Here is a 21641-nt window from a genome sequence, read left to right as displayed (position 1 = left end):
GGATTTTACACGAACGGGCGCGTATTCAGCTCAAAATGGCGTTAATCCTTATCCAATTCGAGCTCTTCCTCTGTCGGCAAACCAATCGGCGGCTCGAACAAGCGATAGAGCACCGGCACCAACAGCACGGTCATCACCGTAGCGCTAAACAGTCCCCACACGATGACAGTCGCCAAAGGTCGCTGGACATCCGACCCCAGGCCGGTCGCCAGCGATGCCGGCACCAATCCCAGAATCGCGACCAACGAGGCAATCAGAATCGGCCGGACGCAACGCACCGAGCCCTGAATGATCGCCGCTTCGAGCGCGGCACCGTTCATACGCAGTTCGGTGATCGTACGGACGATCAGCACCCCATTCATGATCGACACGCCGAAAACCGCCGCGAATCCGACCCCCGAAGACACGTTCAAATGCATGTCGCGCAGATACAGCGCCACTACGCCGCCGACAAACGCAAAAGGAATCGCGAACAGCAGGATGAGCGCCGCGCGCAGCGAACCGAAAGTCGCCAGCAGCAACATGAAGATCACGCCGATGCTCATCGGCACTAGAATGGTGAAATGTTGCGCGGCGCGTTCCAGATTTTCAAACATGCCCAGCCAAGCCGCCCGATAACCGCTCGGAACGGTGATTTCTTTCGCGAAAAGATTTTTGGCTTCCGCTACGAAACCGCCCTGATCGCGGTTCACGATATCGGTACGCACCGTCAATCGGCGGCGGCCGTCTCCGCGGGCAATGATCGTCTGCCCATCGATGATATCGATATGCGCGACCTGCGCCAAAGGAATCGGTATGCCCTCGGTATTGTAGACCGGCAGCCGCCCTATCGCGGCAGGCGAGCTCAGGTATTCCTTGGCAAAGCGGGCAACAATGTCGATGCGCCGTTCTCCTTCGAATAAATGGCCGATCGGCGAACCGCCGACCGCAACGTCGATGAGCCGATTCACATCTTCGATACTCACATTGTAACGCGCACACAGGAAACGATCCGGTTTGATCACCAATTGCGGCTGAGGGCCTTCCTGTTCGATGCTGACATCCTCCGCCCCCGGTACCCTCGCCAGCAATTCCTTGGTTTTTTGTGCGAGGCGCAGCAAGACGTCCGAATCGGCGCCTGAAAACTCCACCGCCAGATTCGCCGAGGTGCCGTTCGCGTCCTCGGTCACGCTGTCGATGATGGGCTGGGTAAAGTTAAAGCGCGTGGTCGGAAACTCGGCGCGAAAGCGCTTTCCCAGCGCGGCCAGGAGTTCCTGCTTTCTTGAAAACTGTACCCACTGATCGCGCGGCTTGGGGCTGATCAGCATCTCTATCCGGCTGGGCGGAAAAGGATCGGTGCCGCTGTCGCTCCGTCCCGCCTGCACGACGATGAAATCGATGTCGGGAAATTCGAGCGCAATCTGCCGCAGCCGCTGCCCGAACTTGGACGTCTGCTGCAAGGCGGTGCCTTCCGGAAAATTCGCCCGTACCCAGGCGACACCCTCATCCATGTAAGGCAGAAATTCGGTGCCGAGACGCGGCACGATGGCCGCCAAACTGACCACCAGCACGGTTGCAGCGGCCATCACGGTAGGCCAGCGGCGGCGCATCAAGGTTTCGAGCAGCCTGGAGTAGCGGGGATAAAGCCACCTCAGCAGCGGGTTCTCCCAATCCCGGTAACCGTGCCGAAACAGATAGCTGGCCAGGGCCGGCACCACGAACAACGCAAACAGCATCGCGCCGAACAGAGCGAATAATATCGTCAACGCCATCGGCCGGAACAGCAAGCCTTCGATGTGCGTCAATGTCAGCAACGGCAAAAAGGCGCCGACGATCATCAGGATCGAAAAAAAGACCGGGCGTTCGACCTCCAGCGACGCATCGAGCACCGTTTTGACGGCGCCTATCCGACTTTGTTGCCGGTTCGCCTCATGCAGACGATGGGCGATGTTTTCGGCCATGATCACTGCGCCGTCGACGATGATGCCGAAGTCGATCGCCCCGATCGAGAGCAGGCCGATAGGAATGCCGATCGCGTTCATCAGCACCAACGCGAACAACAGCGAAAACGGAATCGTCAAGGCGACGAGCAAGGCCAGGGAGGGGCGTCCCAGAAAGAACAGCAGCACCACCGTCACCAGCGAAATACCGAGCAAGACGCTGTGGCTGACCGTATGCAGGGTGCTGTTGACCAGCATTGAACGGTCATAGAATGGCACCACCTGCACGCCCTGCGGCAGATCGACCTGGTTCAGCACCGTAATGACGTCCTTGACGTGGTTCAGCACGGTCGAAGGATTTTCGCCTCGCCGCATCAGCACAATGCCTTCGATCGTCGCATCGTTGCGGTTTTTGCTGAGAATCCCGGAAGGTACTTTCGAATCGATCTCGACATCGGCCACATCGCGCACATAGATCGGCGTGCCGCCATGCGATTTAATGAAGATATTGCCGATTTCCTCGACGCTTTGCAGCGCACCGCGTCCCCTGATGACGAAAGACATGCTCCCGCGCGACAACACGCTGCCGCCGGCGCTTTCGTTGTTGGTCCGGATCGCGTCGACCACATCGCTCAAAGATAGGCCGAAACGCTGCAATTGCGCAGGATTCATCAGTACGGCGTACTGTTTCTCGTAACCGCCGAAATTGCTCACGTCGGCGACGCCGGAAGCGCGCAATAAATGTGGTATCACGGTCCAGTCATTGATCGAACGCAGTTCGATCAGATCGTAGCGCCCGTCCGAAACCAGCTCATAACGCAGGATTTCGCCGTAGGCGGTCGCCAAGGGCCCCAATTCGGCCGAGGCGCCGTCCGGCAAATCGAGACCGGTGAGCTTTTCCTGGACCCGCTGCCTGGCCCAGTACCCCTCGACGCCCTCTTCGAAAATCAACTGCACGACCGATAAACCGAAGATGGTGCGCGAACGGATCGTATCGACGCGCGGCACGTTACGCATCTGAATTTCGATCGGTACCGTGACTTGGCGCTCAACCTCCTCGGGCGCCCTCCCCGGATAGGTCGTGATCACTTGCACCATTTGTGCCGAGATATCGGGATAGGCATCGATCTGCATCCTGGAAAAAGACCACAGCCCCAGCAGCGTGATAATCACCGCGATGCCCAGCACGATCAGGCGATGGTGCATCGCATTGTTCAGCAGGCGTGGGATCATTCCTTTACACCCTCGGGCTGCATTTCTCTGGCAATATCTTCATTCAGCAACGCCTGCACCAGCATCGGCTTCAACAGGATCGCGCCATTGCCGATGATTTTTTCGCCGCCCTTCAGGCCTTGCAGAATTTCGACCCGGTCGCCGATGCTTTCCCCTACCAGTACTTCAGTGATTTTCCATCGTTCCGGCCCATCGCCTATGAACACAAAATCGGCGTTCCGGCTGTGCAAAATCGCATCCGAGGGCACCAGAATCGCCATCCGGGGATCGGTGCCGAGGCCGATTTCCGCGTACATGCCCGGCTTGAATTTATTATCCGGATCCGGCAGCTCGAAGAACACCCGCAAAGTATGCTGTTCCGCCGACAAGGCCGGAGCCAGACTCTTGACTTTACCGATGAAGGACTGTCCCGGCAGGCCATAAAATTTGGTCACGCAGGCCTGCCCCACCGAAACCAGATTGATCTTCAATTCCGGAACATCCGCCTTGATCAAGGACGTGCCGGAGGTGGCATTTTCCAGCAACGAAGGATCGACGCCGTCTTGCAGCAAGGTTCTTTCCAATGCCGCACGGTTGCGAGTCGCGACCGTCAACGCGGTCTCGGCCTCGTAGACTGCCTTCTGGCCTTCCAGCTGCACTTGCAACAGATTCGCCTCCGCGGCAGTCAGATCGCGAATCGCTTCGGTGCCGGTCGCGACCAGCTTGCGTAAACGGTCCACTACCAGCTTTTGGGAATGGGTCTGCGCAGCGGTCAATTGGCGGATCTTTTCCAGCCGTTTGATATTGAATTCTTTTTCCGCCCGCGCGCGTTGCCAATCTGCATAGACGCCCGAAAGTTCGATGCTGTTGAATTGCCAACGATCTTCGCTCGGGTTGGATCCCGGCGCCAAATGGGCGACGACGGAACCCGTCGCCAGCAATAGGGGGGTAGTAATCTGGTCCTTAGGAACGGTCGAAATATCCAGCTTTTGTTCAAGCAGGCTGCCCGCCCTAACCGCAACGGTCCTAGGACCGGCCAGTTTTACTACCGCCGTGTTGTCGGGGGCGTTCTGACCGGCATGGCCGGGATGCCCGGAAGCCATCATCAACAAAAAGGCCACGGCGACGATGATGCAGCCACCGTAAAAAAACACACGCCTGCCGAAACGGGGCAAAAAAGGATGGGTCATCGCAAGACTTCTTTGCCGACGGCAGCATTGAGTTGAGAAAGTGAATGCCAGTAACTGGAACGGCTGGTGATATGCAAACGGTAGGTCTCAAGGTAGGTTCGCTGGGCATCCAATACCTCGATCAGCGTCTTACCGCCCAATTCATACGCCTGGTTGATTTTGTCGCGCACGTTTTTGGCCGCATCCAATTGGCCAGGGTCATCATTGACCAGAACCTGGTGAGCGGAGGCAAACGCCTTGACCGCCTGATCGATTTCGCTGCGCAGCGCAGTCAACTGCGCTTGCAGATTGGCTCTGGACTGGATCAATACCGAACGCGCCTTGGCAATATTGCCCTGATTGCGGTCGAAAAGCGGCACGACAATGTCGACACCGGCTCCCCAGGAATTGGCATCCGGATAACCGATGGCCTGCTGCTGAAACTGGCGGGTATAGCCGATTTTCGGCACGACTTGCGGATAGGCGTTGCGTTCCTCCAGGGCAATATCGGCATTCGCCTTGTCGAGCTGGCGTTGCAGGGACAAAAGATCGGGCCGGTTTTCCTCCGCCAGCTTGAAAGCCTTTTCGATTTCGAGCGGCGTAGCGGGATCGGCCACGTCCAAACTTCCTTTGACCGCGACCTGCACGTTTCCGGCAATGCCGAGCAAGGCACGCAATTGATTCAGCGCCGCATTCAGCTCAAGCTCCCGCGCATGGACATCACGGTGGCTGCTGAAGATGGACAAACGAATCCTATCCGCCTCTATCGTGCCGACGCCCCCCAAGGCCACGCGATTTAGAATAATCTGCTCGACCCGGGTCAGATTGGCATTGTTTTCCTGCGCCAACTCCAACATTGCCTGCGCTTCGAGCACGGTATAAAAGGCGGAAATCGCCGAAGCGATCCGAAGCCTGACCGTATTGGCGAATTCCGCCGCTGCAATATCCACACCGTGCTGACCGGAGACTATCGCGGCGGCACGCTTGCCGAATAAAAACCAGTCGATCGGCATCGAAATTCCGGCATCGAATTGCGGCGGACCACCCTGTCGGTCCACCGTAAACGTTCGATCCAAAGGCATCAGGGAACCGCTCACCGACACATCGGGATTCGGTAAAAGTCCGGCGGTGATCAGGTCCGCTTCAGCCTGATGAATATTCTCAAAAGCCGACAGAATGACCGGATCGGCCTTTAAGGCGGTTTGAATGACCTGATTTAAATTGAATTCCTTCGCCTGAATTTGCGGCGAAGAGGGCTTTTCATCTTTGAGAGATACCGCTTCGGCTTCAGGAACGGAAACCGAATCGTCGGCAGTCCTTTTGAAGTCCTGCATGTAGGTCGGCGGTAGAAGTGGCTGATACGCGGGCGCAACACACCCGTTCATCAGGACCAAAACAGAAATTGCAGAAGAAAAACGCGCGCTCTTCAAATGCATGCCAGTGCTTATACGCATGTTGTCAATTCTATTTTGTCAACGGAGCAGATAGGGCTCAAACATCGGCAACTCCATGAATCTCAAGAGAGAGCTATAGAAGATAATTCCGGGTTTCGGCAGTTCGAATAAAATTTGGCGCAATTATTTTTTCGATTCGCTATTATAACGTATCGCATAAACTTGGCGCGGATCAACCTTCGATTACCAACATCGACCCCGGAAATTTTGATAAAAAGACCCCGGTAAGATTGCAAAAGCTTGAATTCGACCGCCAGGCACCTTGAAGCAGTCGATATAAAATGAGATTTGCATATGACAGGTTGATTAAAATTCGAAGATCCGGGCGAAGCTCTGTATAAATCTAAAAAGATAAGCAATTCTAATGCCAGAAACCAGAACCATAAGATACCACTTAAAAAACAAATATTTACATAAAGCTTAGACGATATCCCTCAAAGGGCGATGGTTTGAAAAAACCATGGATTTGAAAAAACACCGTTTTTAATAATTAAGGAGTCGTTCAATATCGTGGAAAAAGCTCTGAATGAATTAAGCGCCCCTCCGGTAATAATTAACTCAGCCCCGATCGACCGGAGGATGCCCACCGTTAAAACAACTGGGACTCAGCGTCCGCTCTGGGGAAAGAAGCTCAGCAGAGGGCGTGACCACAATTTTTGCCAACAATAATAGTCCCGCCAAATCCTGCCGGCACTTGACGCGATTATCGCCAGCCGCCGCCCAATGCCCTGTAAATATTGACAGTCGACAGCCGTTCCTGTTTGATCACGTCGATCAATTCGAGATTGGCCTGCAAAGCGTTCTGTTGCGCGATCAGTACTTCCAGATAGGTTGCCCGCGCGGACCTATAAAGCTCCTTGGAGGTATCGACGGACTTTTGCAGCGTTTCGCTCTGCTGCTTTTTCAACTCATGCATGCGTTGCAGATTCCGGAGATTGGAGAGCTGATTCGCCACTTCGACATAGCCGTTCAAAATGGTTTTCTGGTAGTTGTACATGGCGGTCAACTGATTGGCCTTGGCGGTATTGAACTGGGCTTTCAGCGCATTCATGTTGATCAGCGGCGCCACCAAGGTCCCCATCAGCGAATAGGCGAGCGAGGCCGGCGACTGAAACAGGAATTCCGGATTAAAGGCCTGAAAACCCAGCGTCGCGGTGATGTTGAAATTCGGATAGAAAGCCGCCTTTGCCGCCTTCAAATCAAACTTGCCGGCCTCGATCTCGAATTCGGCCGCGCGGATGTCGGGGCGGTTGGCCAGCAACTGCGAAGGAATGCCCGCCGAAATCTGCCGGGGAACGGCCTGGAACAAAACGTCTTTCTTTCGCGGTATGGGCTGCGGATAGCGCCCGAGCAGGAAGTTGATCCTGTTTTCGGTTTCGGTGATGCGCTGCAGCGTCTGTTTTTCGAGCACCTCGGAATTGAGCAGTTGGGCGCTGAATTGCTGCACAGCCAATTCGTTGGCGCGGCCGGTTTCTTTCTGAAGCTTGATCACCTCCAGCGCCTCCTGCTGTTTCCGAAGCGTTTGCCGAATAATGTCCAGTTCGTTGTCCAGCGCCAGCAATTCGTTGTAATGGATCGCCACATCGGCGACCAGGTTCGAAATCACGAACCGGCTCCCTTCCACGCTGGCCAAGTATTGCGAAATGGCGGCCTTGCGCTGGTTCCGCAACTTGCCCCAAACATCCACTTCCCAGGAGGCCTGCAGCCCCAGAAAAATATCGGTCAAATTTTCCGGAACGATTTGGCCGGGCGTGATATAGGTAGAGGCGTTTCCCGCCCCGTCCATCGTGTACAGCCCGAATTTCTGCACCCCGCCGCCCACGTTCAAGCCCACTTTCGGAAGCAGCGCGCCGTTCGCCAGTTTCACGCTGGAACGCGACATCTCGATGCGCTGCAGGGCGATTTGTAAATCGAGGTTATTGCGGATCGCGGTGTCGATCAGCTCGACCAGCAGCGGGTCGGCGAAGTATCGGCGCCAGCTGATGCCGGCGATCGTGGCATCATCTTTCCGGTTCGGGAAGGTTTTGGGTATTTCCTTTTCCGGAACGGATAGGTCGGTGTTGAGCGCTCCGCAACCGGTAGCCGCCGAAATCACTAAACACAGGGCCGTGCGGAAAAAAATTCGACATTTCAATTTCATTTTTACAGTGTTTCGGTATAGGCAATTTCTTCTTTTCTTTTTTCGGAATTGCGCTTCTCAGCAAGGGTTGCAAACACCACATACAAACCGGGAATCACGATCACCCCGAACAGCGTTCCGAAAATCATGCCGCCCGCCGCCGCGGAGCCGATGGTATTGTTGCCGATCTTGCCCGCGCCGGAAGCGAACATCAGCGGAACGAGCCCGGCGATAAAGGCAAAGGAGGTCATCAAGATGGGGCGTAAACGCAGCGTCGCCGCCTCGATGGCCGCTTCGAACGGCGTTTTTCCGAGCCGGTGCTTCAGGGCCGCGAATTCGATGATCAAAATGGCGTTCTTGCCGAGGATGCCGATCAGCATGACCATCGCGATCTGCGCGTAGATATTGTTCTCCAGCCCCATCAACCACAGAAAAAACAAGGCGCCGAACACGCCGATCGGCAAGGAGAGGATCACCGGCATCGGCAGGATGAAACTTTCGTATTGCGCCGCGAGCAGCAGGTACACGAACAACAGGCAGATCAGAAAGATGTACACCGCCTGATGGCCCGCCTGGGCCTGATCGCGCGACGAGCCGGCCCAATCGTAACCGAAACCTTTCGGAAGTTTCGCGGCGGCGACTTCCTTGATCGCGGCAATCGCCTGGCCGCTGCTGTACCCGGGCGCAGGCTGGCCGTTGACCATCGCCGAGGTATACATGTTGTAGCGCGTCACCTGTTCCGGGCCGTAGACCTTTTCGACGCGCAGAAAGGACGAAAAAGGCACCATGTTCCCGGCATCGTTTTTGATGTACAGCTTCATCAGGTCGTCGGGCTGGGCGCGGTATTCGGGCAGCGCCTGCACCATCACTTTGTACAGCTGGCCGAAACGGATGAAATTGGTCGCGTATTCGCTGCCGATCAGGGTTTGCAGGGTGCTCATCGCATTCTCGGCGGTAATGCCTTTTTGCGCGGCCTTGTCGCCGTCGATATGCAGCAGGAATTGCGGAAAACGGGCGTTGAACGTCGTAAAGGCATTCACGATCTCGGGCCGCTTGTTGAGTTCCTCGACGAAGGCGTCGGCCGTTTTCTGCAGGCGATGGAGGTCGCCCTCGCCGGTTTTGTCCAGCAGGCGCATTTCGAAGCCGCTGGAATTGCCGTAACCCGGCACGGGCGGCGGCGTAAAAAACTCGATACCGGCATCCTGGATATGCCGGGTTTTTTCTTCGAGCAGACGGATGATCTCCTTATCGGAAGCGCTTCGTTGTTCCCAGTTTTTCAAACTGATCAGATTCATGCCGTAAACGGCGCCCGTGCCTTCGGACAGCAGGCTGAATCCCGCCAGGCTGGATACCGAATTCACGTCCTGTAGACTCGAAGCGATCCGCTGCACAGCGTCCGAGGCTTTTTCGGTGCGTTCCAGCGTCGCGCCGGTCGGAGCCGTGATATTGACGTAAATCGTCCCCTGGTCTTCCTCGGGAATGAAGCCGGAAGGCACCAGGGCACCGATCAGGCCGGCGCCCGCGGAAAAACCGAGCAATATCCCGAACGTGACAAGCCTTCTGCCGGCGATCGCGCCCACCAGTTTCCGGTAGTTTTCGGACAGCCCGTCGTACCAGGCATTGAAGCGGGTAAAAAATCGCTGGGTCCCCGATTTTTTCGGATGATCGGGGTCATGGCCGTTTTTAAGAAATACCGCGCACAGCGCGGGAGTGAGGGTCAATGCGGTGATGCCGGAGAGCACGATCGAACAGGCCATCGTCAGCGAAAACTGCCGGAAAAACACGCCTTCCGGGCCCTCCATGAAGGCGACCGGCACGAACACCGCCGACATTACCAGCGTGATCGCGATGATCGCTCCGCTGATTTCGCGCATCGCCTGCTCCGTGGCTTTACGCGGCCCTATTCGCGAATGTTCCAGTTTGGCGTGCACGGCCTCGATGACCACGATCGCATTGTCCACCACGATGCCGATCGCAAGCACCAGCGCGAACAAGGTGATCAGGTTCAGAGAAAACCCCATCATCTGCATGAAAAAAAACGTGCCGATCAGCGATACCGGCACCGCGAAGATGGGAATGACGGTGGAACGGAAATCCTGCAAAAAGACGAACACCACCAACGCGACCAGCAAAAAAGCTTCGGCCAGGGTTTTGATCACTTCATGGATGGAAGCATCCAGAAACTCGGAAACGTCGTAACTCAGCGTATAGTCCATGCCCGGAGGGAAAGAAGCCGATTTGATCGTCGCCATCGTGGTCTTGATCTGCTCGATCACTTCCTTGGCGTTGCTGCCCGGACGCTGCTTCAGCAGGATCGCGGCGGAAGGCCGCCCGTTTTCCTTCGACAGAACATTGTAATCCTGCGAATCGAATTCGATCTCGGCCACGTCCTTCAGCCGCAAAATTTCGCCGTCTTCCCGGCTTTTCAGGACGATGTTCTCGTAGGCCTTTTTCGTGTTGAACTTGCCCGTGTACTTTAAAACATATTGCAGCGCCTGGGCTTTCTTGCCCGAGCTTTCGCCGACTTTACCGGGTGCCGCCTCGACGTTCTGCGCCTTGAGCGTATCAATGATTTCAGCGGCCGAAATGCCGTACATCAGCATCTTGTCGGGCTTGAGCCAAACCCGCATCGCGTATTCCCGGGACCCCAATATTTCGGCGAAGCCTACGCCTTCGATTCTTTTCAGCTCTTTTAAAACGTTGATGTCGGTAAAGTTGTAAAGGAATTTCTCGTCCAGCGACGGATCGGAGCTCAGTATGTTGATGTACAAAAGCATCGCGTTTTGCACTTTCTCGACAATCACCCCCGCTTTAATCGCTTCGGCAGGCAATTCGTCCAAAACGGAAGATACCCGGTTCTGGACATTGACCGCCGCCACCTCGGGGTCGGTCCCGGCCTTGAAAATAATCTGGATTTCGCCGGCGCCGTCGTTACCGGAAACAGACGACATATAGGCCATGCCCGGCACGCCGTTAATCGCCCGCTCGAGCGGCGTGATCACCGCCTTGACGACGACTTCCGCATTGGCGCCGGTATATTTCGTCGTGACGTTCACCTCGGGAGGCGCGATATCGGGAAACTGCGTCACCGGCAGCCGGATCAAGGACAACAGGCCGATCAACGTAATCAGAATCGAGATCACGATCGACAGGACCGGGCGATGAATGAATTTGTTGGTCATGAGGATTCCTGCCCTTGGATCAGTATGGGCCGGCCTGCGGCATCGCCGCCGGATCGACGGGAACAGGCCGGATTTTCTTGCCCTCCCTTTCGTTGCCGGCGCCTTCGAAGAGAATCCGCTCGTTTTCCGACAGGCCGGATTCCACGACGTAAAAATCTTCGAAACGCATTTTCGGAACGATGTTTCTTTGTTTCAGGCGCCCTTCGCTGTCGACCACGAACAGATAAACCTTGTCCTGAATTTCGAAAGTGGATTTCTGCGGCACCAGCAATGCATTTTTCAGCCGTTCGTCGACAATGACCTTGCCGTTGGCGCCGTGTTTTAACAGGCCGTCCGGATTCGGAAAACGGGCCCTGAAAGCGATGTTGCCCGTCGAACGGTCGAATTCGCTTTCGATCGCTTCGATTTTGCCTTTAAAACCGTAGTGCTTACTATTCGCGAGCTTTAAGCCGACTGTGCCGATTTCCTTTTCCCCATTCGTCCTGTAATTGAGGTAATCGATCTCCGAAAGATTGAAATAAGCGAACACTTCCCGGTTATCGGAAATGGAGGTCAGCATATCGCCCTCCAGAATCAGGCTGCCGACCTTGTTCGGTATGCGGTTGATAGTGCCGTTGAAAGGCGCCCGGATTTGTGTAAACGCAATGTGTAAAGCCGCTTTTTCGCTGTTTGCCTTGGCCTCTTCCACGTCGGCCGCCAAGGCCTCGGTTTTGGCTTGAGCGACTTCGAGCTCGGTCCCGGACACGATGTTTTTGGCCGCCAGCAGCTTGACATTGGCTAAATCCACTTTGGCTGCCTTCAAATCGGCCAGGGTATTTTTATAGACCGCATTCGCTTTTTGAAGCTCCTTTTCGAACTCCAATGCGCTCAACGTGAACAATAATTGATCTTTCTTGACGGCCTGACCTTCGTCCACATGAATGTTGTCGATGTATCCCTTCACTTTGCTTCGGACCTCGACATATTTCACCGACTGAATTTCGGCGACGTAGTCGCTGCTCCGGGTGATGTCTTTTACCATCGGGTGGATCACTTCGCGGAGTTCGGCGGTTTCGGTCTCCGTTTTCGAAGTGCAGGAGGCCAAGGCCAGGCACAGGGCGAGCAATGCGGTTCGGCTGTTTTTCATTGAAAGAGGGATGTCATTGGCAATCCTAAAATCACAGCAATGATCATGCCGCTTTAAGTCGGAAATAAATTCATGTCGTTTTTCATGAGGTTGCTTCGAAGTAATTTTTTCATTTGCTTACCGGCGTGTTGCGTCTTGCGACAAAGCGGCGCAAAATACCTCACCATGTCGGTGATTTATAAATTGACCCTCTCCCTGTTTGCCCTGTCTCTCATGGTGTTCGGCATCTACGGGACGTATCAGCTTCGAACCGAATCGCAAAATTTGCGGGACGAAGTTGAACAGGAAACACGCTTGCTGGCCTACAGCCTGCTCGTTTCGGTAGAAAACGCCTTGCGGGATGAGCAAACGGAAGACGTACAGGCGCTGTTGCAGCAAATAGACCGGCTCAGGCCTTCCATCGACGTACGCATCTATATTCGAAACCGCAACGTCATCCGTTCGGCGGCGGAAGGGCTGGCTTGGCCCGAACAAGTCGAGCATACCCTCTTCCAGACCACTCTTGAGGGTGAAAGAAAAGAATTTTATTTTCCCGATGAGGATCCCGACTTTCTTGTGGTGTCTTTGCCTTTCGGCAAGAATTCCGGGGCAATTCCGCCGGGCAATCTGGCGCTGGTGCGCTCGCTGCAGAAAATGAAGGCGGATTTGAGCAGCATGAAGACCTATATCGCGGTTTCCTTTTTTTCTTTCATCTTATTTGTCACTCTCCTTTGTTTCTTTTTGGGCCAAATCTACATCTCCCGTCCTTTACAGGAACTGCGCCAAGCCATGCTCGCCTTCGGGAACGGCAAGGAGCCGCCGAAGCCCTTGCCCATAGACGGCAGCGACGAGCTTGCGTCGGTAAGGCAGGAATTCAACCGGATGACCGCCCAATTGTTTTCGGCGCATTGCCGGCTCGAAACCGAAACCCAACAACGCAGGCAGCTCCAGCGTGCATTGCAGAATGCCGATAAAATGATCACGATCGGCCAGCTTTCGGCAGGCCTGGCCCATGAAATCGGGTCGCCCCTGCAGATCCTCAACGGTCGGGCAAGAGCGCTTGCCAACGGCGGCGACGATCCGGGAGAAGTGCGGCGAATCGCCGATATTCTGGTCGACCAGACCGACCGCATTACCCGTATCGTCCAGCGCCTGCTGGAATTCGCCCCGCGCCATCCCTCCGAACCCGTGCCGTGCGACGTCATCCAAACTGTGGCAGAGGTGATCGACATGCTGGGTTTCGAAGCGCGCCGGCAAGGGGTAACCATGACTTATACCCGTCCCGAAACACTGCCTTTGGGGATGATCAACAAAGACGGCGTCCAACAGATCGTGTTAAACCTGCTGTCCAACGCGCTGGCGGCCATCGCCGGCCCGGGCGAGATCGGCATCGATCTGGCGCAGGAGTCGATCGCCTATGCCGACACGCCGGTCACCGCACTCCGGCTGACCGTCTGCGATACCGGAACCGGCATCGCCCCGGAGCATCTCCCCCATCTCTTCGAGCCTTACTTTACCACTCGCGGCAAACAGGGCGGCACCGGCCTCGGGCTGGCCGTAGTCAAGACGCTGGTAACCGAAATGGGCGGCACTGTCGCAGCCGAAACCACCGCCGGCAAAGGCAGCCGGTTCATTGTCCATCTGCCCTGGAAAAATCCGTTATGACCGAAGAAAACGCTCGCCTGCTGGTAATCGATGACGATCCCGGCGTTGTGGATTATCTGCTCGAAATGCTCAGGCAGCAGGGTTATTCGGTTACCGGCTGCACACAAACCGAACAGGCGCTCGAAGCGATAGAAAAAGAACCGTTCGGCCTGGTCGTTTCCGATGTGGTCATGCCGGGCATGCGCGGTCTCGAATTAATGGCCGCGATCCACCGCAAACGGCCCGAACAGTTGGTATTGCTGATCACCGCCTTCGGCAGCATCGATTTGGCGATACAAAGCATGCGCGCCGGCGCCTGCGATTTTTTAACCAAGCCGTTTCGCATCGAAGAGCTCTATGCCGCGGTAACGCGCGCGCTTGAAGATAGGCAAATGCGCCGCACGGCAGTAAAAATCGGCGAGAGCGGCGGAAAAAACCCTGACGAAAGCACTTTCATCACCCGCAGCCCTTGCATGCTTCAACTGATCAATCTGGCCACCCGGGCGGCGGGGGTAAATTCAACGGTGCTGCTGACCGGCGAAAGCGGTACCGGCAAAAGCGCGGTGGCCCGCTGGATTCACGACAACAGCCCGAACCGTTCGGGCCCTTTTATCGCGGTGAATTGCGCTGCGCTGCCCCACAGCCTGGTGGAAAGCGAACTGTTCGGCGTACGCAAAGGCGCTTTTACCGATGCCAGCAAAGATCGCCCGGGGCTATTTGTACAGGCCGACTCGGGAACGCTGTTTCTGGATGAAATCGCCGAACTGCCTTTGGAAATTCAACCGAAACTGCTGCAGGCATTGGAAACCGGAAAAATAAGGGCGCTGGGCGACACCCGGGAAATCCGCCTGAACGTCCGCCTGATCGCCGCGACCCACCAACCTTTGGCGCAGCGCGTCAACGATAAAACGTTTCGCGCCGACCTCTATCACCGGCTTAACGTAATCAATCTCGAAGTGCCTTCTTTAAGGGAGCGCAAGGAGGATATCGACGAGTTGGTCAACGTATTGCTTCACAGGATTTGCCGGCGGCTCGGCAAACAGGAATCCGTCAACATTTCGATGGAAGTATTACGCTGGTTCCGAGCTTATCATTGGCCCGGCAATGTCAGGGAACTGGCCAATACGCTGGAGAGGGCCATCGTACTTGCCGAGCATGATACCCTGCTGCTGGAAGATCTGGCGCAAGCATCGAAACTGCCGCCGAGCGAAAGGGATTTTCTCGAGTCGGCCATGCAGCAGGGATGGACGCTGGCGAATCTCGAACGGGCTTATATCCGTCATGTATTGGAAGCGACCGGCGGCAATAAAATTCAGGCCGCGCGGATACTTGGCCTGGACCGCAGCACTTTATACCGCAAACTGGGCTGAGGCTTACTCCGAATGGCGCCCTGGCTCAGCCGAGCGGATTGACCGTTAAAACTCAGAAATCGCGCATCTGCCGGCGCAGCGTCTCCATTTCTTCGAGCAAATCCAGCACCAGCGCGCTTCCCGGCAGATTCACGCCCAGATCGTGCTGCAAGCGGATCGCAATTTGGACCCGTTTCAGCGCCCGCGTATCGAAGCGCCAGGTATGGATCGAAGCGCCCTCCGGCTCCAGAATGCCTTCCTCGACCATTTCGAATACCTGTTCCCGGGTGGTTTTCGCGCACTCGCACAGTTCCACCAGCGAAAATTGGACCGATTCGTCCATGACCGTTCCGGTGACCACCAACAGTTCTTTTTTCATCGGTCGATTCCCATGTTCTGGCGCGGATTCATCGGCATCAGCTCGGCCATCTGTTTATACAGCGCGGCGGCGGCCTCGTTGGGCGCCGGCGGCGTCACGATTTTCAAGGTGACGAGTTGATCGCCCGGCGTCTCCCCCGGCAATCCGCGCCCCTTCAAACGCAACTGCGTCCCCGATTGCGAACCGCGAGGAATTTTGACTTCGACTTTTCCTCCCAGCGTAGGAACCGGCACGCTGCCGCCCAATGCCGCTTCCCAGGGCGTCACCGGCAACTCGATCGAAACATCCTTGCCTTTCGCCTGGAAGTAGCGGTGCTTGTTGAATTCGACTTCGAGGTACAAATCGCCGTTTTTTCCGCCCTGCATGCCCGGCATGCCCTGCCCGGTCAGGCGAATGCGCTGGCCGGCCTGAATCCCGCGCGGAATTTTGATATTGAGCGTTTTCCTGTTCGATACGATGCGGCCCTGGGCGTCGAGTTCCGGCGTATTCAGGGCAACCGTCCGCGACGCGCCATGGTACGCATCCTCCAGGTCGATCAGGATACGCACCTGCTGGTCTTCGCCCTGACTCTGAAACCCGCGATAGAATGCGCCTTCCCGATGCGGCGAAAAGCCCCCGCCAAACAACGCTTCGAAAAAATCGCTGAAGCCCGTTGCCTGGCCGCCGCCCGCGAAACCCGTGCCGAAACCGAACTCGCGCTGCCAGTCCGGGGGTGGAGTAAAGGTCTGCCCTTCCTGCCAGTTCTGGCCGATTCGGTCGTAAGCCTCGCGTTTTTTCGAATCTTTCAGGACCTCATAAGCCTCGCCCAGTTCTTTGAATTTGGCTTCCGCATCCTTTTCCTTGCTCACATCGGGATGGTATTTGCGTGCCAACTTGCGGTAAGCTCTTTTAATTTCCTCCGGCGTTGCCTTACGATCAACACCCATGATCTTGTAATAATCTTTATATTCCATTGGCTTCGACAAAAAGTTGGAAAACGCTGAAAATCATGATAATCCTAATCCATTAAAACTATAACTAAAACTTCGGGTCTTTTGTTTTAATGGATATAGCCTCATACATTCACGATGAGTCTCAGCTAAAATAGAAATTGCGTGACCGCTTTTGCCCCTCCCGCTTCATTGGATGAGTAATATTGAATGAAAATGACACCGCTGCCATCTTCACAACTCTATAAAGCCTGCGATACCTCACAACTGAACTTCGCTTCCACACAGGAGCTGGAGGATATCGCCCTGACGGTCGGCCAGGAACGTGCGATCGAATCGCTCAAAATCGGTATCCGGATCGCCAAAAAAGGCTACAACGTCTTCGCAATGGCTCCCTCGGGCACCGGCAAGCTGACATCGGTCTTGCAGTTGGCCGAACACGAAGCCAGTCGCCATGAAGTCCCGGCCGATTGGTGTTATGTAAACAATTTCGCCCAGCCGGGCAAACCGAAAGCAATCAGGCTCGATCCCGGCGAAGGGCGTATTTTTCAGACCGATATGGAGAAATTGGTCGACGAACTCAGCATTGCGATTCCCTCCGCGTTCGACGGCGACGAATACCGCTCCCGAGTCGGTGAACTGGAAAGCAAATCGCGCCAGCATGAAGTCGACCAGCTCAGCCAGCTTCGCGACGAGGCCGCCGAAGCGCACGTCATCCTGACCGAAACGCCGACCGGTTATGCATTTGTTCCCGCCGACGATAATGGAGAGCCGATCAGCGCCGAAGAGTTCAACAAATTCGATAAAGACAAGCAGCATCAAATTCAGGAAGCGATTTTCGCTTTCCAGGAACGCCTGCAGAACCTGCTCAAGAAATTTCCGGCCTGGCGCAAGGAAACCAAACGCAAATTGCAGGCCCTGAACCGCGAAATCGCCGAACTGGCGGTCAATCATTCGATCGACGACCTGCTCGCCAAATACAGCCGGCAGAATGCGATCATGGCCTACCTGAAAGATGTCAAACAAGACATCATCGAGCATATTCGCGATTTCATTCCGCATGCCGAGAAAGTGCTTCCTTTCATGGAAATGCCGCAGGAACAGAGTCCGTTCAAACGCTATCAAGTCAACCTGATGGTCGACTTCAGCCAGAAAAAATCCGCGCCGGTCGTGTTCGAACAGCATCCTAATTACGGCAATCTGATCGGCCGAATCGACCATCAGGCTTACATGGGCTCATTGGTGACCGATTTCACGATGATCCGGCCCGGCGCGCTGCACAAGGCGAACGGGGGCTTTCTGATCCTCGATACGCAAAAACTGCTGCTTCAGCCGTACGCCTGGGAAAGCTTAAAGAGAACCCTGCAGACAAGCGAAATCCGGATCGAATCGCTGGAACGCGCACTGAGCCTGATCAGCACGGTATCGCTCGAACCCGAGCCGATCCCGCTGGACGTCAAAGTGATCCTGATCGGTGAACCGATTTTTTATTATTTGCTGAGCGCCTACGATCCGGAATTTCACGATCTCTTTAAAATCGCCGCCGATTTCGACAATACGGTGTCGCGCGAAACCGAAACCCGGGACTACGCGCGCCTCTTGGCAACCCTGGCGCGGCGCGAAAAGCTGCGGCCGCTGAGCCGTGCGGCAGTAGCCCGCGTCATCGAACACAGCGCGAGGATGGCCGGCGATACGGAAAAACTGTTGACCCACCTGCGCAGCATTACCGACCTGCTGACCGAATCCGACTATTGGGCGGGCAGCAACGGCCATACCGAGATCACCAACAGCGACGTGCAGCAGGCGATCGACCACAAGATCAAACGGCTCGACAAGGTACGCGAGAAACTTTACGAAAACATCCTGCGCGGCACGCTGATGATCGATACCGAAGGCGCGGTCGTCGGCCAAATCAACGGCCTGTCGGTGCTGCAGCTCGGCGACTTCATGTTCGGACAGCCGTCGCGAATTACCGCGACGACGCGCCTCGGCAACGGCAAAATCGTCGACATCATGCGCGAAACCGAGCTCGGCGGCGCCCACCATTCCAAAGGCGTGCTGATCCTCTCAAACTTCATCGCCGCGCGCTATGCGCGGAAAAGCCCGTTTTCGATGGCCGCCAGCCTGGTTTTCGAACAGTCATACGGCCATGTGGACGGCGACAGCGCCTCCCTGGCCGAACTCTGCGCAATTCTTTCCTCGCTGGCGCGGGTGCCGCTCCGGCAGGATATCGCGATGACCGGCTCGGTCAACCAGCTCGGTCAGGTGCAGCCGATCGGCGGCGTGAACGAAAAAATCGAGGGTTTCTTCGACATCTGCTCCGCCAAAGGACTGACCGGCAACCAGGGCGTGATCATTCCCGCCAGCAATATCAAACACCTGATGCTGCGCTGGGACGTGGTGCATGCGGCGCAAACCAAACAATTCTCGATCTTCGCGGTTTCCACCGTCGACGAAGCGCTGGAAATACTGACCGGCATCGAACCGGGCGAAGCCGACGCCGCAGGCACCTACCCGCCGGAATCGTTCAATGCCAAGGTCGATGCGCAGTTGCAGCAGTTTACGACGATAAGAAAGGATTACGTCAAATCCCAAGCGGATCAAGCCTGAAAGGATGCTTTTCCCTCCTCTTCTCCTTTAGGTAGCGCGCGATGAAAACCCCCGCCTTTTTTCGCCCGGACATGGCATCGAAGCTCGACGGCCTCGCCGAGCTCGCCATCGATTGCAGTTACACCTGGGCGCACGGCGCGGACGAAATCTGGTGCGAACTCGACGAGCAATTATGGACGCTGACCCGAAACCCGTGGCTGGTGCTGCAATCGGTGTCCTATTCGCACCTGGAAAAACTGTCCGAAAATCAGGACTTCTGCCAAAAGCTTCGCATAATCGTGTCGGCGCACCGGCTGGCCTTATCCGAAAACCGCTGGTTCCAGCATCATTACCGGCAGCAGGCCGCCCTGAAAAAGATCGCCTATTTCAGCATGGAATTCGGGCTCAGCGAGGCGCTGCCGATCTACTCCGGCGGCCTTGGCCTGCTGGCGGGCGATCATTTGAAAGCCGCCAGCGATTTGGGCCTGCCGTTGGTCGGCGTGGGCCTTCTCTACCAGAACGGCTATTTCCGCCAGGACTTCGATGCGCACGGCAACCAGATTGCGCTCTATCCTTCCAGCAACACCAGCGATCTGCCGATCACTCCGGTGCGCAATGCCAACGGCGAATGGCTGCGCATCAAACTGCTGACCCCATATCAGCTTTGGGTGCGCGCCTGGAAGGCGCAAATCGGCCGAATTGAACTGTACCTGCTCGACACGAACGACCCGATCAACCATCCGGTCGACCGCTGCATTACCACGGAGCTTTACGGCGGCGGCTCCAATCACCGCCTGGCGCAGGAAATTCTGCTCGGCATCGGAGGCTGGCGCGTCCTGCAGGCTTTGGGCATTACGCCCGACGTCTGCCACCTGAACGAAGGGCACGCCGCGTTCGTGGTGCTGGAGCGGGCGCGCGACCTGATGCGCGAGAAAAATCTCGATTTCGCGACCGCTTTGACGATCGGCCGCGCCGGCAACCTGTTCACCACGCATACGCCGGTCGAGGCCGGTTTCGACCGCTTCAGCCCGGAACTGATCAACAACCAGTTGGGACTGTACGCGCAAGAACTCGGCATCGACGTGCCGACGCTGCTGAGCCTCGGCCGGGTGCCGGGCTGCAACGACCCGCAGGCCCTGTTCAACATGGCTTACCTGGCGATACGCGGCAGCACCGCCGTCAACGGCGTCAGCCGCCTGCACGGGGAAGTCAGTCGAGATATTTTTACCCCTTTGTTTCCTGACTGGTCCCGCCATGACATTCCGGTGACGCATGTGACCAACGGCGTGCATGTGCCGGCCTGGGACTCCAAAGAGGCGGACGAATTATGGACGCGCCAATGCGGCAAGACCCGCTGGTTGTGCGACCCCGAGATTCTCGGCAAAAACTTCAACCGCGTCGGAGACCTGGAACTCTGGAACATGCGCGCTCAAAACCGCGACCGCCTGGTCCATTTCGTCCGCGACGAATACAGCCGCGAAATCAATATCCACAGCAATCTGACCGAGGGCGAGCTGGAAAAACGCGTACTGCGCCTGTTCGATCCGAACGTGATGACGATCGGCTTTGCGCGCCGCTTCGCGACCTACAAGCGCCCGAACCTGCTGTTGACCGATCCGGAGCGGCTGGCCCGCATTTTATGCAATCCTTCAAGGCCCGTGCAGTTGGTCGTATCCGGCAAGGCGCATCCGGCCGACGTGCCGGGACAACAGCTGATCAAGGACTGGCATCAGTTCATGCGCCGCCCCGAGATCCGCGAGCGTGCGGTATTCCTGAGCGATTACGACATGATCACCGCGGAATACCTGGTGCAGGGCGTCGATCTCTGGATCAATACGCCGCGGCGGCCGTGGGAAGCCTGCGGCACCAGCGGCATGAAGATCCTGGTCAACGGCGGCCTGAACGTTTCCGAGCTGGACGGCTGGTGGGCCGAGGCTTATACGCCCGAAGTCGGCTGGGCCTTGAACGGCGACGAAGCCGGACATAGCGACCTGGAACAGGCCGAGATGCTTTACCGGCTGCTGGAAGAAGAGATCGTTCCGGCCTTTTACGAGCGCAACGAACAAGGCATTCCGGAACGCTGGACGAAAAAAATGCGCGCCAGCATGAGCTTGCTGACTCCGCATTTCTCCGCCAACCGGATGGTCCGGGAATATACCGAGCGTTTCTATCTGCCGCTGGCCGCGCAGTATCATCAAAGGGCAGCGGCGCAAGGCGATCTGGGCCAAAGGCTGACGCAATGGCTGCAGCGCGTGCAGGACTTCTGGCCCAAAATCCATGTCGAGCAGGTGCAGTCGGAAGATCACGGCCCAGAGCAAACCTTCAAACTGCATGTCTACCTGGGCGACTTGGCCGCCGAGGACGTTTCGGTACAGCTGTTTTCCGAACCTGCGGCCGACATTCCGGAAAACATTTACCCGATTCCGATCGCACACCCGATTCCGGGCGCCGTCAACGGCTATGTGTACAGCCTCACGATTCCGGCGGTCCGCCCGATCCAGGATTACACGCCCCGTATCATTCCCCGCCATCCCGGTTGTCTGGTTCCGATCGAAACGCAGCATATTTTGTGGATAAAATAGCGTTTCCGC

General features: G+C 56.4%; 12 protein-coding genes. 4 read left to right on the top strand and 8 right to left on the bottom strand.

Going from position 1 to position 21641, the window contains the following annotated elements; genetic code table 11:
- Window positions 1-41: 41 nt before the first annotated feature.
- The 6 genes from JJL52_RS04770 to JJL52_RS04745 form a co-directional block, all read right to left on the bottom strand.
- On the bottom strand, window positions 42-3152 hold the full coding sequence (locus JJL52_RS04770; RefSeq protein ID WP_202051252.1) for an efflux RND transporter permease subunit: 3111 nt from the start codon (window positions 3150-3152) through the stop codon (window positions 42-44).
- The gene (locus tag JJL52_RS04765; protein WP_202051251.1) at window positions 3149-4321 is read right to left on the bottom strand and encodes an efflux RND transporter periplasmic adaptor subunit; all 1173 of its coding nucleotides are present in this window, start codon (window positions 4319-4321) and stop codon (window positions 3149-3151) included. Before JJL52_RS04765 ends, JJL52_RS04770 begins: the two co-directional genes overlap by 4 nt.
- Window positions 4318-5685 carry a TolC family protein gene (locus tag JJL52_RS04760; RefSeq protein ID WP_236994046.1) on the bottom strand — a complete coding sequence of 456 codons (1368 nt, stop codon included), beginning with the start codon at window positions 5683-5685 and terminating at the stop codon, window positions 4318-4320. Before JJL52_RS04760 ends, JJL52_RS04765 begins: the two co-directional genes overlap by 4 nt.
- Before the next feature lie 772 nt (window positions 5686-6457).
- Window positions 6458-7894: a TolC family protein gene (locus JJL52_RS04755; protein WP_202051249.1), complete on the bottom strand. Its 1437-nt coding sequence runs from the start codon at window positions 7892-7894 to the stop codon at window positions 6458-6460.
- A gap of 2 nt (window positions 7895-7896) precedes the next feature.
- Window positions 7897-11055 (bottom strand): efflux RND transporter permease subunit, encoded by a 3159-nt coding sequence (locus JJL52_RS04750; RefSeq protein ID WP_202051248.1) that lies wholly within the window; start codon window positions 11053-11055, stop codon window positions 7897-7899.
- 19 nt (window positions 11056-11074) lie between these two features.
- Window positions 11075-12181: an efflux RND transporter periplasmic adaptor subunit gene (locus JJL52_RS04745; protein WP_202051247.1), complete on the bottom strand. Its 1107-nt coding sequence runs from the start codon at window positions 12179-12181 to the stop codon at window positions 11075-11077.
- 165 nt (window positions 12182-12346) lie between these two features.
- On the opposite strand from JJL52_RS04745, the gene JJL52_RS04740 reads away from it, so the two are divergent.
- On the top strand, window positions 12347-13825 hold the full coding sequence (locus JJL52_RS04740) for an ATP-binding protein (protein WP_236994045.1): 1479 nt from the start codon (window positions 12347-12349) through the stop codon (window positions 13823-13825).
- Window positions 13822-15174 carry a sigma-54-dependent transcriptional regulator gene (locus JJL52_RS04735; protein WP_202051245.1) on the top strand — a complete coding sequence of 451 codons (1353 nt, stop codon included), beginning with the start codon at window positions 13822-13824 and terminating at the stop codon, window positions 15172-15174. The genes JJL52_RS04740 and JJL52_RS04735 overlap by 4 nt, the downstream gene beginning before the upstream one ends.
- Window positions 15175-15226: 52 nt before the next feature.
- On the opposite strand, the gene JJL52_RS04730 is transcribed toward JJL52_RS04735, so the two are convergent.
- Both JJL52_RS04730 and JJL52_RS04725 read right to left on the bottom strand, forming a co-directional pair.
- Window positions 15227-15532 (bottom strand): chaperone modulator CbpM, encoded by a 306-nt coding sequence (locus JJL52_RS04730; RefSeq protein ID WP_202051244.1) that lies wholly within the window; start codon window positions 15530-15532, stop codon window positions 15227-15229.
- Window positions 15529-16485 (bottom strand): DnaJ C-terminal domain-containing protein, encoded by a 957-nt coding sequence (locus JJL52_RS04725; RefSeq protein WP_202051243.1) that lies wholly within the window; start codon window positions 16483-16485, stop codon window positions 15529-15531. Before JJL52_RS04725 ends, JJL52_RS04730 begins: the two co-directional genes overlap by 4 nt.
- A gap of 186 nt (window positions 16486-16671) precedes the next feature.
- Between JJL52_RS04725 and JJL52_RS04720 the strand changes: the two genes are divergently transcribed.
- Window positions 16672-19071: a Lon protease family protein gene (locus JJL52_RS04720; protein WP_202051242.1), complete on the top strand. Its 2400-nt coding sequence runs from the start codon at window positions 16672-16674 to the stop codon at window positions 19069-19071.
- Window positions 19072-19112: 41 nt separating this feature from the next.
- Window positions 19113-21632: an alpha-glucan family phosphorylase gene (gene glgP, locus JJL52_RS04715; RefSeq protein ID WP_202051241.1), complete on the top strand. Its 2520-nt coding sequence runs from the start codon at window positions 19113-19115 to the stop codon at window positions 21630-21632.
- Window positions 21633-21641: the final 9 nt, after the last annotated feature.

This window comes from Candidatus Methylomicrobium oryzae, from assembly GCF_016745425.1.
GTDB classification, from domain to species: Bacteria; Pseudomonadota; Gammaproteobacteria; order Methylococcales; family Methylomonadaceae; genus Methylomicrobium; species Methylomicrobium oryzae.
This window is presented reverse-complemented; position numbering and strand designations above follow the sequence as displayed.